The 14,496-nt window shown below is 72.3% G+C and carries 10 protein-coding genes; 7 read left to right on the top strand and 3 right to left on the bottom strand.

Annotated elements, in window-relative coordinates:
• Positions 1-19: 19 nt before the first annotated feature.
• The 3 genes from BCL76_RS11330 to BCL76_RS11320 are packed head-to-tail and all read left to right on the top strand — an operon-like array spanning position 20 to position 3,655.
• Positions 20-1,783: an SDR family oxidoreductase gene (locus BCL76_RS11330; protein ID WP_109779482.1), complete on the top strand. Its 1,764-nt coding sequence runs from the start codon at positions 20-22 to the stop codon at positions 1,781-1,783.
• Complete coding sequence (locus BCL76_RS11325) at positions 1,780-2,730, top strand: metal-dependent hydrolase (RefSeq protein ID WP_375137903.1); 951 nt, start codon at positions 1,780-1,782, stop codon at positions 2,728-2,730. Before BCL76_RS11330 ends, BCL76_RS11325 begins: the two co-directional genes overlap by 4 nt.
• A 10-nt stretch (positions 2,731-2,740) precedes the next feature.
• A complete protein-coding gene (locus BCL76_RS11320) occupies positions 2,741-3,655 on the top strand; it encodes a MerR family transcriptional regulator (RefSeq protein ID WP_109779325.1) in 915 nt (304 codons plus the stop codon).
• Positions 3,656-3,852: 197 nt separating this feature from the next.
• Here the strand turns inward: BCL76_RS11320 and BCL76_RS11315 are convergent, their stop codons facing one another.
• On the bottom strand, positions 3,853-4,662 hold the full coding sequence (locus BCL76_RS11315) for an aquaporin (RefSeq protein WP_109779324.1): 810 nt from the start codon (positions 4,660-4,662) through the stop codon (positions 3,853-3,855).
• 145 nt (positions 4,663-4,807) lie between these two features.
• On the opposite strand from BCL76_RS11315, the gene BCL76_RS11310 reads away from it, so the two are divergent.
• The 3 genes from BCL76_RS11310 to BCL76_RS38495 all read left to right on the top strand — a co-directional run bounded on the left by BCL76_RS11310 (position 4,808) and on the right by BCL76_RS38495 (position 10,408).
• Entirely contained in the window at positions 4,808-5,347 is a 540-nt protein-coding gene (locus BCL76_RS11310; protein ID WP_109779323.1) for an RNA 2'-phosphotransferase, read from the top strand.
• Between the two features lie 133 nt (positions 5,348-5,480).
• On the top strand, positions 5,481-7,382 hold the full coding sequence (locus tag BCL76_RS11305) for an HSP90 family protein (RefSeq protein WP_109779322.1): 1,902 nt from the start codon (positions 5,481-5,483) through the stop codon (positions 7,380-7,382).
• A complete protein-coding gene (locus BCL76_RS38495) occupies positions 7,379-10,408 on the top strand; it encodes a tetratricopeptide repeat protein (protein WP_146228355.1) in 3,030 nt (1,009 codons plus the stop codon). The genes BCL76_RS11305 and BCL76_RS38495 overlap by 4 nt, the downstream gene beginning before the upstream one ends.
• A 164-nt stretch (positions 10,409-10,572) precedes the next feature.
• Here the strand turns inward: BCL76_RS38495 and BCL76_RS11295 are convergent, their stop codons facing one another.
• Positions 10,573-11,478: an LLM class flavin-dependent oxidoreductase gene (locus tag BCL76_RS11295; RefSeq protein ID WP_109779321.1), complete on the bottom strand. Its 906-nt coding sequence runs from the start codon at positions 11,476-11,478 to the stop codon at positions 10,573-10,575.
• A 106-nt stretch (positions 11,479-11,584) separates the two neighbouring features.
• Between BCL76_RS11295 and BCL76_RS11290 the strand changes: the two genes are divergently transcribed.
• The gene (locus BCL76_RS11290; RefSeq protein WP_109779320.1) at positions 11,585-12,469 is read left to right on the top strand and encodes a Cof-type HAD-IIB family hydrolase; all 885 of its coding nucleotides are present in this window, start codon (positions 11,585-11,587) and stop codon (positions 12,467-12,469) included.
• Positions 12,470-12,667: 198 nt separating this feature from the next.
• Here the strand turns inward: BCL76_RS11290 and BCL76_RS11285 are convergent, their stop codons facing one another.
• Positions 12,668-14,359 carry a GAF domain-containing sensor histidine kinase gene (locus tag BCL76_RS11285; RefSeq protein ID WP_181382520.1) on the bottom strand — a complete coding sequence of 564 codons (1,692 nt, stop codon included), beginning with the start codon at positions 14,357-14,359 and terminating at the stop codon, positions 12,668-12,670.
• Positions 14,360-14,496 lie beyond the last annotated feature (137 nt).

Raw genomic sequence — 14,496 nt, 5'->3', positions numbered from 1 at the left:
TATGACCGGAGCGGAAACCATGGGCCTGGCGGGTGCGCGTGAGCGCCGAGTGAGCACCGGGGGGGTGGAGCTGTGCGTCGTCGAGCTCGGTGAGACGGGCCGGCCGACGGTGGTCCTGGTGCACGGCTATCCGGACAGCAAGGAGGTCTGGTCGGAGGTCGCCGAGCGGCTCGCGACCCGCTTCCACGTGGTGCTCTACGACGTACGCGGCCACGGGCGCTCCACCGCGCCGCAGCCGCTGCGCGGCGGCTTCACCCTGGAGAAGCTGACCGACGACTTCCTGGCGGTGGCGGACGCGGTCAGCCCGGACCGGCCCGTGCACCTGGTCGGCCACGACTGGGGCTCCGTACAGGGCTGGGAGTTCGCGACGGTCGCCCGCACCGAGGGCAGGATCGCCTCCTTCACCTCGATGTCGGGGCCCTCCCTCGACCACTTCGGGCACTGGATCAAGAAGCGGATGACGCGGCCCACCCCGCGTGCGGCGGCGCAGCTCCTCAGTCAGGGCTCCAAGTCCTGGTACGTCTACATGCTGCAGATCCCGATGCTGCCGGAACTCGCCTGGCGCGGGCCGCTCGGCAAGCGGTGGCCGGCGATGCTCGAGCGCCTCGAGGACGTTCCGGCCGGCGCTTATCCGACGGCATCGCTGCCTTCGGACGCGGCGCACGGCGCCTGGCTCTACCGCGACAACGTACGGTCGCGACTGCGCCGGCCGCGCCCCGACGCGTACGCCCACGTACCGGTGCAGCTGATCACCCCGACCGGGGACGCCTTCCTGTCCGAGCGGCTCTACGACGATCTGGAGCGGTGGGCCCCGGACCTGCTGCGCCGGACCCTGCCCGCCAAGCACTGGGTGCCCCGGACCCGGCCCGACCAGGTGGCCGCCTGGATCACCGAGTTCGTCGACGACCGGGAGGAGCCCGCCACGCGGGCGCCGGAACGGAAGGCCCCGGGCAGGTACGCCGACCGCTTCGCGGGCCAACTGGTCCTGGTCACCGGCGCGGCCAGCGGCATCGGCCGGGCCACCGCCTTCGCCTTCGCCGAGGCCGGGGCCCGTGTGGTCGCCGTCGACCGCGACGCGGAAGGCGCGGCGCGCACCGCCGACATGGCCCGCCTCGTGGGCGCCGCCGAGGCCTGGGCCGAATGCGTGGACGTCAGCGACGAGCAGGCGATGGAGAAGCTCGCGGCGAAGGTCGCCGCCGAGTACGGAATCGTCGACGTCCTCGTCAACAACGCAGGGATCGGCCTGTCCGGGGCCTTCCTCGACACCAGCGCCGAGGACTGGAAGAAGGTCCTGGACGTCAATCTGTGGGGTGTCATCCACGGCTGCCGGATCTTCGGGAAGCAGATGGCCGAGCGCGGCCAGGGCGGGCACATCGTCAACACCGCCTCCGCCGCCGCCTATCTGCCCTCCAGGACCCTGCCCGCCTACAGCACCTCGAAGGCCGCGGTGCTGATGCTGTCGGAGTGCCTGCGCGCCGAACTGGCCTCGAAGTCGATCGGCGTCTCCGCGATCTGCCCGGGCATCGTCAACACCAACATCACCGCCACCTCGCGTTTCGCCGGGGTGGACGAGGCCGAGGAGAAGCGCCGCCAGGAACGCTCCTCGCGGCTGTACGGGCTGCGCAACTTCCCGCCGGAGAAGGTCGCCGACGCGATCCTGCGGGCGGTGGTGCGCAACGAGGCCGTCGTACCGGTGACCCCGGAGTCCAAGGGCGCCCTGTGGATGTCCCGCTTCGCCCCGCGCGCCCTGCGGCGTATCGCGAGGCTGGAGCCAAGGCTGTGAGCGGGTACAGGGACCGGATCGACCTCGACCTCGATCTCGACCGCGACCGCGACCGGCATCCGATCGGCCCGCGCCGGGTGGCCTTCGACTGGAAGACCACCCCTCTGCACTGGATACCGGACGAGCCCACCGCCACCCATGTCATCAACGTGCTGCACCTGCTGCTGCCCGCCGGGGAGCGCTGGTTCGTGAGGGTCCTCAAGGAGGGCCTGCCCCTGGTCACCGACCCCGAGCTGCGCGATGACGTCAAGGGGTTCATGGGCCAGGAGGCCACGCACAGCGTGCAGCACTCCTACGTTCTGGACCACCTCGCCGAGCAGCGGTTGCCGACGCAGGCGTACACGCGGCACGTGGACTTCCTGTTCGAGAAACTGCTCGGGGAGTCCCCGCCGTTCGGGATGCCGGTCACGGAGCGGGAGTGGCTGCGCTTCCGGCTGGCGGTGGTAGCCGCGATCGAGCAGTTCACGGCGGTCCTCGGGGACTGGGTGCTGCGCGCCGAGGGTCTCGACCGGGCCGGGGCCGACGAGATCATGCTGGACCTGCTGCGGTGGCACGGTGCGGAGGAGGTGGAGCACCGCTCCGTCGCCTTCGACATGTACCAGCACTGCGGGGGAGTCGGTCTCGCCCGCTACGCGCGGCGCGTCGAGGGGATGGTCGTGGTCGCGCCCGTGCTGGCGTGGCTGTGGCTTTGGGGGGCCTCGTACCTCATACGCAACGACCCCGAACCGGGCGGCCCGCCGCGCTACTCGCTCGGCGCGCACAACCGCGCGGTGGCCAAGGGCCTGCTGCCTCCGTGGAGAGAGCTCGGCATGGCCATACCCCGCTACTTCCGGCGGTCGTACCATCCCTCGCAGGAGGGCTCGCTGCGCAGGGCGGTCGAGTACCTTGCGGCTTCACCTGCCGCCCGGGCCGCGGCGGGCGCGGTCGGCCGAGCCGCGATGTCGTAGGGAGCCGGGATTGTCCGATCAGGCGGTAGCCGAGTACCGGATCGAGGATCTGGCACACCACAGCGGGGCGACGGTGCGCACGATCCGGGCGTACCAGGACCGCGGCCTGCTGCCGAAACCGGAGCGGCGGGGCCGTTCCAACGTCTACCGGGACACGCATCTCGCGCGGCTGCGCCAGATCGCGGACCTGCTGGACCGCGGCTACACGCTCGCCTCCATCAAGGAACTGCTGGAGGCCTGGGACGCGGGGCGCGGTCTGGGCGGCGTACTCGGGTTGGTCGCCGAGGTGCACGGGCCGTGGACCGACGAGGAGGCGGCCCGGATCAGTCGGGAGGAGCTGAACGATCGGTTCGGCGGCCGGCCGGACGACGAGGCCGTGGACGAGGCGTGCGAGCTCGGGGTGCTGGAGCGGATCCCGGGGCGCCCGGACCAGTTCCTGGTGCCCTCCCCGCAGGAACTGGCGGTGGCCGCCGAGCTGTACGCGGCCGGGGTGCCGTTGTCGGCGATCACCGGGCACCTGCGGGAACTGCGGGGACAGGTGGAGCACATCGCCTCGCGGTTCCTGGAGTTCACCACCGAGCACGTCTTCGCGCGCTACCTCGGGCAGGTGCCGCCCACGGACGCCGACGCGGCGGAGGCAGCGACGATGGTGCGGCGGCTTCGGCCGCTGGCCCAGCAGACCGTGGACGCGGAGCTGGCGCGGGCCATGCGGCTCTTCGCGACCCGGCACCTCCAGCGCCACCTGGGATCGGCCGGCGCGGCGGGGCCGACGGGACCCTCGCCCGTGGCGTTGCCGGCCGGGACGGTGCGGGCGGTGCAGGATCTGGTGGGCGCCGATCATGTCGCGGAGTTCGTCCGGGCCGCGACGGAGCGGGAGCTCCAGGCCCGGACGATGAACGATCTGGCGCGCCGCGCCGAGCGGTGACGCCGGGGCAGGCGGTCGTGGCGGGCCGGGCGGTCGCGGCGGGCTGGGTGGTCGCGGAGGAGCGCTCGGTCACACCCGGTCGAGCTCGATCCACAGATTCCACAGGTTCCACAGGGCGGATCACGCGTTTGCCGTCAAAACCCGCCCAAACGGCTGTGGACAAGTACCCTTTTCCTGTGGGCAACTGAGTCGTCGTCTCACCCTACGGTCTCGTACGCCGCCATGGCGGGGCTCGCTCCGTCCACCGAGGCCGGCTTCACGCTCCGGCCGAACCGGCCCCCGAACCTGGCCCTGGAGCCGGTCCCGGACCCCGTCCCCGACCCGGTCCCTGTCCCGTAGAGGAGGGCCGCCAGGGCCAGACCGAGGATTCCGCCGACCAGCTGGGCGCCGACGAATCCGGGCAGCGACTCGGGGGCTATGCCGGTGAAGGAGTCGCTGAAGCTCCGCCCGATGGTGCCCGCCGGATTGGCGAACGAGCCGGAAGAGGTGAACCAGATCGCGGCCGCGATGTACGCGGCGACCGCCGGCGGAATGAGCTTGGGGCGCCCGGTCCGGCCGAGGCCTTGGATCAGGAGGACCAGACCGGCGGTGGCGACCACCTCTCCGATGAGCAGGTGCCCACCGTCGCGAACCTGGGTGGCGAAGGTGCCCGGGGTCCGGCCGAACATGACTTCCGCGACGAGGGCTCCGGCGATGGCTCCCGCGCTCTGGGCCGCGGCGTAGACGAGCGCCTCGCGGCCGCCCAGGCCTGCGCCGCCGGTCCGCCGGGACCACCAGGAGGTGAGGGTGACCACCGGATTGAGGTGGGCTCCGGACAGTGGCCCGAAGATCGTGATGATCAGCCCGAGGCCGATGGCCGAGGCGAAGGAGTTGGCGATGAGGGCGACACCGGTGTCGCGGCTGAGCTCGGCGGCCTTGAGTCCGGAGCCGATCACCACCACGAGCAGGCCGGCGGTGCCGACCAGCTCAGCAGCGGCGCGGCGTGACAGTGAGGGTTGGGCTGTCATGGTTTCTCCCTCTGAACAGAAGCGGCAGCGGAAAATATATTCCGCATCTTGGAATGGCGATAGAGGGTGTCCACCAGCTGTCTCCACCCGCCGACCCCCGGAAAATCGCTGCCACGAGGCGGTCCGACGGGGGCACGCTGGGGCCATGGATGAAAGACGCACCGTGAAGGTGTCGAAGTACGTCTCGAAACACCTGCGACACCAGCCGGAACGGATCGGACTGGTGCTCGATCCTCGCGGCTGGGTGGAGATCGACGACCTGTTGCGCGCGGCCGCCACGCACGGCTTCCCCTTCAGCCGGGCCGAGCTCGACCACGTCGTCGCCGCCAACGACAAGCAGCGGTTCGCCGTCGACGGCACCCGGATCCGGGCCAGCCAGGGGCACACCGTCGCCGTGGACCTGGACCTTCCGGAGGCCGAACCGCCCGCGTACCTCTACCACGGCACCGTCGCCGCCGCCCTGGATCCGATCCGCACCGAGGGCCTGCGTCCGATGGCCCGCCACCATGTGCACCTGTCCCCCGACCGGGAGACCGCCACCCGGGTCGGCGCGCGTCGCGGCCGGCCCGTCGTGCTCAGCGTGGACGCCGGGGCGATGCGAGCGGCCGGGCACGTCTTCCGGATCAGCGCCAACGGGGTGTGGCTGGTGGACGCCGTACCGCCGCAGTTCCTGCGCTTCCAGTAGATCCGGGGCAGGGCGCCGGAATTCACGCAGAGATTGTCCGACCATCCCCCTAATGTGTGAACCACTCCGGGATCAGTGAGGGGGGACCTCGCGATCACCGAACCATCCCTGTATGCACGCGAGGTGACGCCCTATGACGTCCACGTCCACGCCCCCGTCCGCACCGCGGTCCACGCCCCCGTCCGCGCCCCACAGCTTCCAGGTCGACCTGCGCGGCCTGGTGGACCTCCTCTCCCACCACCTCTACTCCAGCCCGCGCGTCTACGTCCGCGAGCTCCTGCAGAACGCGGTGGACGCGATCACCGCACGCCACGCCCTCGACCCGGCGGCCGAGGTCCGCATCCGCCTCTCGGCATCCGGCGGCCGCGTGACCATCGAGGACAGCGGCATCGGCCTGACCGCCGCCGAGGCCCACTCCCTCCTCGCCACCATCGGCCGTAGCTCCAAGCGCGGTGGCGACGGCGCCGATCTCGACGAGCAGGGCCTGGAGGCGTCCCGCCAGGAGTTCCTCGGCCAGTTCGGCATCGGCCTGCTCGCGTGCTTCGTCGTGGCCCGCCAGATCCGGGTCGTCACCCGCTCCGCCCGCGACCCCCAGGCCGCGCCCGTCGAATGGCTGGCCACGGACGACGGTTCCTACACCGTCCGGGAACTGCCCCACGAGGCACGGCCGGAGCCGGGCACCACCGTCGTACTGGAGGCCCGCCCGGGCGCCGCGGAGTGGGCCGTCCCGGCCAAGGTCGAGGAGCTGGCCCGCGACTACGGCTCACTGCTGCCGTACGACATCACCTTCGACGACGGCGAGGGCGGCGCGCCGCGCCCCGTCACCGACCGGCCCGCCGTCTGGGACCGCCCCTTCCCCACCCCGGCCGCCCGTCGCGTCGCGCTCGCCGGGCACTGCGCGCAGCTCTTCGGTTTCACCCCGCTCGACAGCATCGACCTCGACCTGCCGGTCGCCGGCGTACGCGGGGTGGCGTACGTCCTGCCCGAACCGACCAGCCCCGCCCACCGGGCCGGACACCGCGTCCACCTCAAGGGCATGCTGCTGACCGACAGGGCCGACAACCTGCTGCCCGACTGGGCGTTCTTCGTCCGCGCCGTCCTCGACACGGACACCCTGCGTCCCACCGCCTCCCGCGAGAACCTGTACGACGACGAGACCCTTGCCGCCGTACGGGACGCGCTCGGCGCCCGCGTCCGCGGTTGGCTCGCCGAGCTCGCGGCGAGCGATCCGGAGCGCCTGGCCGCCTTCCTTCAGGTCCATCACCTCGGTGTGAAGTCCATGGCCCGGCACGACTCCGAGCTGCTCGGGCTGATGCTGCCGTGGCTGCCGTTCGAGACGAGCGACGGCTCGATGAGCCTCCAGGAGTTCGCGGCCGCCCATACGGACATCCACTTCACCCGCACCGTCGAGGAGTTCCGGCAGATCGCGCCGATCGCCGCGGCCCACGGGCTCGGTGTCATCAACGCCGGATACACCTACGACGCGGACCTGCTGGCCCTGCTGCCCACCGTACGGCCGGAGCTCAAGGTCACCGAGCTCGACGCCGGGGCCGTCACCGAGCGGCTCGACCCGGTGCCGACCGCGACCGAACTGGCACTCGCCCCGTTCCTGGCCACCGCGCGCACCCGACTGGAAGCGCAGGGCTGTGACGTGGTGCTGCGCGCCTTCCAGCCCGTCTCCGTGCCCGCGCTGTACCTCGACGACCGGCAGGCCCGCCAGGAGCGCGACCGCACCGCCGCGCTGGAGAGCGCCGACTCCCTGTGGAGCGGCATCCTCGGCGCGCTGCGCGGCTCCGCACCCCGCGCCCGCCTGGTCCTCAACCACAACAACCCGCTCATCCGCCGGATCGCCGCGCTGCCCGACGAGGCACTGACCAGTACGGCCGTCGAATCGCTCTACGGGCAGGCCCTGCTGATGTCCCAGCGGCCGTTGCGTCCCGCCGACTCCACCCTGCTCAACCGGGCGTTCCTCGGCCTCCTGGAATGGGCGACCCACTCCACCGACTCCCGCGACGCCCAGGAGGACCAGAAGTGACGACGCTGACGCGCGAGGAGATCGTGCGGGGTCTGGCGGAGAACCGCGAATCGCCCAACGGTGCCGCGCGCAACGCGCACGCCGAGGCGCTGGCCGGCGCGGCGGAGACGAGCGGTGACCGGACCCTGTTCCGTGAGGCCCTGGACAACCTGATCAACGCCTACCTCTACAGCGCCGAGTCGTCCAGGATGCTGGTCCCCTTCGCCCGGCTGCTCCAGGAGTACGACAAGGACCCGGGGGCCTTCTCCCACTGGGACGCGCACTCGCTGTTCTGGCAGTTCAAGTGGGTGGCCACGGCCATCTCCGACTCCCCCGGGATTCCGCTGGAGTCGGCGACCGGCTGGCTGGACGAGATGGAACGCCGCTACCGGATCGCCGGATACAGCGAGCGGCCCGTACGCGAGGCGGAGCTGTGGCTCGCCGACGCGATCGGTGAGGACGAGCGCGCCGAGCGGGCCTTCCGGAGCTGGCTGGCCGCCGAGCGGGACGACATGAGCGACTGCCGGGCCTGCGAACTCAACGGTCAGGGGCAGTACGCCGTCCTGCACGGCAACGACGCCGAGGCGCTGAAGCTGTGGAAGCCCGTCCTCGACGGTGACCTGACCTGCGCCGAGGAGCCCCACCGGCTGCTCGCCACCTCGCTGCTGCCACTGCTGCGGCTCGGCCAGGCCGACGAGGCGCGCTCCCACCACCTGCGCGGCTACCGCATGGCTCGCGGCAACGAGAGCCTGCTGCCCTCGGTCGGCAAGCACATAGAGTTCTGCGCCCTCACCGGCAACGAATCCCGTGGCTTGGAGATCCTGGCCGACCACGCCGCCCATGTGGCTCCGCTCGCCAACCTCGACGACCGGCTGGCCTTCCACGGCGCCATCCTCGTGCTGCTGCGCCGCCTGCGGGAACTGGGCCACGGGCGGACCCCGGCCGTGCCCTACGAAGGAACCCCGCGAAGCGTCGACGAGCTGTACGAGGTGCTGTACGCGGGCTGCCTGGACATCGCCCGACAGTTCGACGCGCGCAACGGCACGACCCGGGTCTCGGACCGCTTCCTCGCGCAGGTGCGCCGGGAACCGCTGCTGGCGGCGCTGCCGCTCGGGGTACGCAGTGCGGCGCTGCCGCAGACCGCCACGGCCCCCGCTCCCGTTCCCGCTGCCCCCGGATCCGGGCCGGCCCTGACGGCCGCCGTCTTCACCGACCTGGTGGAGCGGGCCCGCCGCGCCCGTGACCTGGGCCATCCGGGTACGGACGCGCTGTGGGCCGAGGTGGCGGTACGGCTGGACGCGCAGCCGGAGGTCGATCCGCTGGTCCGCGCCGACCTCGCGGACCAGCAGGCCTTGGCCGCCGGTCGGCGCGGCGACAAGGAGGCGCCGGAGCTGCTGAGCGCGGTCCGGGAGAACTACCGGGCGCTCGGTCTCGCCGAGCGGGTGGCGCTCGCGGAACTGCGGCTGGCCGGTGTGGCAGCGCAGTCCGGAGCCGCGCCGGCGGAGGTCCGGGCCTTGCTGCGCGCCGCCCTGCGATCCGCCGAGGCGCTGGACGCCGCCGAGCCGCTCCGGGCCCGGCGCATCGCGCTCGCGGAACTGTCGGCGATCCGGATGGAGTCGTACCTGCGCTCGGTGGAGACGCCCGACGCGGACGACCACCACGACCACCACGGAGTGTTGGCCGCCGAACTGACCGGCTTCGTCGCCGCCCACGAGGGCACCGTGGCGGACCTGGTGGCGGAGGCCGAGGAGATGCTGGGCCGGGTGGCGCTGGCACAGGGCGACCCCGAACGGGCCGTGCCCCTGCTCGCGGCGTCCGCCGCGCGGGCGGTCCTGGCGGATCGGCCGTGGCAGGCCGTGGACCCGCTGGTGCTGCGGGCCGGGGTGTTGATGACCCTGGAGCGGCCCGAGGAAGCGGAGGCCGCGGCGCGTTCGGCGCTGGAACACTCCGCGGAGGTGACCGACGCCGAGACGCAGGGCGTCGTACGGCTGACGCTCGCGGACATCCTGCTGCAGCGGGGCGACGCGGCCGCCGAGAGCGCGGAGCACGCGCTGGTCGGAGCCCACTGGTTCGACCAGGCGGGGCTCACTGCCGACGGTGGTGCGCATGCCCGGCTGCTGCTGGCCCGGGCCTACGCGGGGGACGGCCGCAGCGCCGAGGCGGTGGAGGTCCTGCAGTCGGCGTTGGCCGACCTGCTGGAGCACGGCGACCAGCAGGCGGTTTCCGTACGGGAGTTCTTGGGCGATCTGCTGCGCCGGTTGCACGACCTCCGGCCGGCGGCGGAGCAGTATCTGCTGGCGGCGGAAATCACCAAGGACTGGGAGGATCCCCGTCCGCAGGCGGGCCTCGCGCATTCGGCCGCCGACACCCTGAACGACGCCGGACTGGCCGTGGAAGCGGCCGCCGCCTACGAGCGGGCCCTGGAGCTGCACAGGCGCACGGGCGAGGTCCCGGTCGCCGAGGTGCGGATCCTGCGTTCCCTGGCCTGGCTGGGGCTGCGCGCGGAGGTCACCGCCGCCACGGTGGCGGGGGCCCGGAAGCGGATGGAAGAGGCCGCCGAGGTACTGGAGGCGGCCCTGGCGGCGGATCCCGGAGCCCCTGGGCTGCAGTCCGAACTCGCCCAGACCTGGCACCAGCTGGGGCAGGTGCTCGACCGGCACATCAACGCGAACGGGCAGTCCCACGAGGACGACGACCTGGGCGACGACGAGGGCGACGAGGAAGACGAGCGGCTCGCCGACGCCGGGGCGGAGCGGGCGACGACGCTGAGCCCCGCGGAGGTCGACGAGCTGCGCCTGGAGGAGATCGAGCTGTGTGACCGGGCCGCCCGGGTCTACGCGGAGCTCGGCCCCGACCACCTACGGGACCGGTTCCAGAGCGTGAACAACGCGGCCTGGACGGAACAGGAGCGGGGCGACGCGGAAGCGGGTTCCGCCCGCGTCTCCGCGCTGATCGACGAGATCCGGGCGCTGCCCGAGGCCGACCTGCCGGACTGGCTCCTGCCGGCCGCGGAGCGCCTGCTCGCCCAGCTGAACGACAGGGACTAGGCCGTCTCTTTCGGATCGTGGCGGCCGAGCCCGCGGCGTCCGGAGCCGGGCCGACAACGCGGCCGGGTGCGGTGCCGGCGTCGCCGGCCCGGCAGGATCCGACAGAGACGGCCCAGCGGTCCCGGTCGTCGCCGCTCGTGCGAGCGGCGACGACGACCGGCGCGTCAGCTGTCGATCTGGGCCAGGGCCTCGGTGGCGATCTTCTCGAACACGCCCTCGTCGCAGGCGAACTCGGAGTCGGGGATCGGCGCGTGGATCACGATCTCGGTGAACCCCAGGTCACGGTGGCGCCCGGCGAAGTCGACGAACGCGTCCACCGACTGCAGCACGGTGTTGGCCTCCGGCGTGAAGCCGGTCAGGAGGATCTTCTCCACGGGCTCCACGTCCCGCCCGATCTCCTGGAAGGCCGCGCCGAGCCGTTCGAGCTGCCCGCGCAGGGCTTCCCGCGACTGCTCGGGCGTGCCCTCCTCGAAGAGCTTCGGGTCGCCCGTGGTCACCCAGGCCTGGCCGTGCCGGGCGGCGAGCCTCATGCCACGCGGTCCGTTCGCGGCGACCGCGAACGGCAGCCGGGGCCGCTGCACACAGCCGGGGATGTTGCGGGCCTCCTCGGCAGAGTAGAAGGTCCCCTCGTGGCTCACCGATCCCTCGGTCAGCAACCGGTCCAGCAGCGGCACGAACTCGGCGAGCCGGTCGGCGCGCTCACGCGGGGACCAGGCCTCCTGCCCCAGCGCGGTCGCGTCGAAGCCGTTCCCGCCCGCACCGATGCCCAGAGTGATGCGCCCGCCGGAGATGTCGTCCAGGCTCATGAGGTCCTTGGCGAGCGTCACCGGGTGCCGGAAGTTCGGCGAGGTGACGAGCGTGCCCAGGCGCAGCCGCTCGGTGGCTGTGGCCGCCGCGGTCAAGGTGGGGACCGCGCCGAACCACGGGCCGTCGCGGAACGTCCGCCAGGACAGGTGGTCGTAGGTGTACGCGGTGTGGAACCCGAGCTGCTCGGCCCGGAGCCACTGATCGCGCCCTCCCTCGTGCCATCGACGTACCGGAAGGATCACCGTGCTCAGACGCAGACTCATGGTTCGAGCCTACGGCGAGCCGATGTTTCACGTGAAACGGCGCTGTTCCACGTGAAACATCGCCCGAGGTGACAGCCTCCCTCCCATGGTCAGGAGCTCCTCGGCCATGGGCGAAGATGGAGCCGTGACCTCGGCTCCCCAGTGCCCGGACGGGCCAACCCCCACGCCCCGGCTGATCGCCACCGACCTCGACGGCACCCTGCTGCGCGACGACAAGTCCGTCTCGCCGCGCACGGTCGCCGCGCTCGCCGCCGCCGAGGAGGCCGGGATCGAGGTCTTCTTCGTCACCGGCCGCCCGGCCCGCTGGATGGATGTGGTCAGCGACCATGTCCACGGCCACGGCCTGGCGATCTGCGCCAACGGCGCGGCGGTGGTCGACCTGCATGCCGGACGAGAGTTCGTGCAGGTCAGAGCCCTTCCGCGAGTGGCGGCGCTCGCCGTCGTCGACTCCCTGCGGGCTGCCGCCCCCGGCACCTCCTTCGCGGTCGAGCTGACCACCGGCATCAACTACGAGCCGGCGTACCCGCCCTTCTTCAAGGACCCGGGGGCTCGGGTGGCCACCGCCGAGAAGCTGCTGCACGAGGACACGGACGAAAGCTCCGCGCCCGTGCTCAAGCTGTTGGCGCACCACGCCGAGCTGGCCCCGGACGAGTTCCTGACGCTGGCGCGAGCCGCCGCCGGCGAGTACGCGTCGATCACCCGGTCCAGCCCCACCGCACTGCTGGAGGTCAGCGGCCCGGGCGTGTCCAAGGCGAGCACCCTGGCGCTGTGCTGCGCCGAGCGCGGCATTTCCCCCGCCGAGGTCGTCGCCTTCGGGGACATGCCCAACGACGTGGAGATGCTCAGCTGGGCAGGCACCTCGTACGCCATGGGCAACGCCCACCCCGATGTGATCGCCGCCGCGTCCGGCCGTACGGTCGCCAACAACGAGGACGGGGTCGCCCTCGTCATCGAGCGCATCCTGGCCGAACGGACCGCGCAGCAGGCCTAGGCCGTCTCTTCCGGATCTTGTCGGTCGAGCCCGCGGCGTCCGGTGCCGTGCCCGGCAAGGCGGAGGGGCGCCCGTGTACTGGACGTACTCGGTCGCCCCGACAACGCGGCCGGGTGCGGTGCCGGGCGACGCGGGCCCGGCAAGATCCGGAAGAGACGGCCTAAGCCGTCTCGTCCGGATCGCCCCCTCGGAGACGGCCTAGACCGCCGGTTCGAGTGGGGCCTCCCACACCACGGTGGTCCCGCCGCCGTCCTCGCCGATGCCCGGGCCGTAGGAGCTCGCGCCGCCCAGCGACTCGGCCCGGCGGCGCAGATTGCGAAGCCCGCTGCGGCGGCCGCCCTCCGGGATGCCCACCCCGTCGTCGGCGACCTCCAACCGGACCCCGGGCCGACCGTCGGCGAGCGTGATGGTGGAGTCGATGACCACGTCGATCCGGCTCGCCTCGGCGTGGCGGAAGGCGTTGGACAACGCCTCGCGCAGGGCGGCGATCAGGTTCTTGCCCACCAGCTCACCGACAACCGTGTCGATCGGGCCGAGGAAACGGTGGGCGGGCTTGAAGCCCAGGGGCACCGCGGCCATGTTGATCTCCCGCAGCACCCGGGTGCGCAACCCGGACGGGGCCTCCGCCGGACCCTGTTGGAGAGCGAAGATCGCGGTGCGGATCTCCTGGATCGTCACGTCCAGTTCGTCCACCGCCTTGCCCACGCCGTCACGTACCTCGGGGACGGCGGTCCGGCGCTGGGCGCCCTCCAGCATCAGCCCGGTGGCGAAGAGCCGCTGGATGACCAGGTCGTGCAGGTCTCGGGCGATCCGGTCCCGGTCCTCGAAGACCGCCAGCCGCTCGCGGTCGCGCTGCGCCTCGGCCATCATCAGGGCGAGCGCCGCCTGCGAGGCGAACTGGGTGGCCAGGGTCCGCTCGACCTCGGTGAACGCCCGCCCACCGCGGGCCCGGGGGGTGACCAGCGCACCCAGCACCCGCCCCCCGCTCTGCAGCGGCAGCAACATGCACGGGCCGTACCGACTGGTGAGCTCGCTGGTCATGCGAGGGTCGGACGCGGCGTCGTCCACGAAGACCGGCTCTCCCTCCAGCAGCCTGTCGATCACCGGGCTCTCGGCCGGGATCACCACACCGAGCGAGGTGGCCGGGTTCTCGGAGGAGACCGCGACGATCTCCATCCCGCCTTCCTGAGCCGGCAGCATGACGATTCCGGCGTCGGAGTCGGCCAGCCGGCGGGCCTGTTCGGCGACGACCGCGAGGGCGTCGTCCGCGTCCCCGCCGGACAGCAGGGCGGTGGTGACGGCCACCGATCCGTCGATCCAGCGCTCGCGCTGGGTGGCGGCCTCGTACAGCCGGGCGTTGCCGATGGCGATGCCCGCCTCGGTGGCCAGTACCCGGACCATGTGCACGTCGTAGTCGCTGAACTCGCCGCCGCCGTGCTTCTCGGCGAGGTAGAGATTGCCGAAGATCTCTCCCTGCACCCGGATCGGCACTCCGAGGAAGGTCTTCATGGGCGGGTGGTGCGGTGGGAACCCCGCCGAGCGCGGATCCTTCGTCAGATCGGTGAGCCGCACCGTGTCGGAGTGCGAGATCAGTGCGCCGAGCAGGCCCCGTTTCCCGTCGGGGCGGTGTCCGATCTTTCGGGCCTGCGCGGGGCTGATCCCGTGGGTGACGAAGTCGGAGAGCCCGCGGCCCTCCGTGTCGACGACGCCGATCGCCGCGTAGTGGGCGCCCGCGAGCTCTGCCGCGGTCTCGCAGATGCGGTCCAGAGTGGAGTGCAGTTCGAGCCCGGTCCCGACCGACCTCATGGCCTCCAACAGTTGCGGTACACGGGCCGTGAGCTCGGTGGACAGGCCCTGCAGACTCCTGGTGGCCTGGGCGGCGGCCACCAGTGGGTCCGGACCTTCCGAGGCTCCCGCAGTCGCCGGTGGTCCCGGCGGTCCCGACAACGGATCCGGCAAGGGCCCCGATGAGGGATCCGGCGATTCCTGCGACTGCTGCGCTGACATGGTCCTGAGCGTAGTTAGTC

Origin of the sequence: Streptomyces sp. CG 926 (genome assembly GCF_003148825.1) — a bacterium.
Taxonomy (GTDB): Bacteria; Actinomycetota; Actinomycetes; order Streptomycetales; family Streptomycetaceae; genus Streptomyces.
The sequence above is the reverse complement of the archived record's forward strand: the minus strand, read 5'-3'. Positions and strand labels throughout refer to the sequence as shown.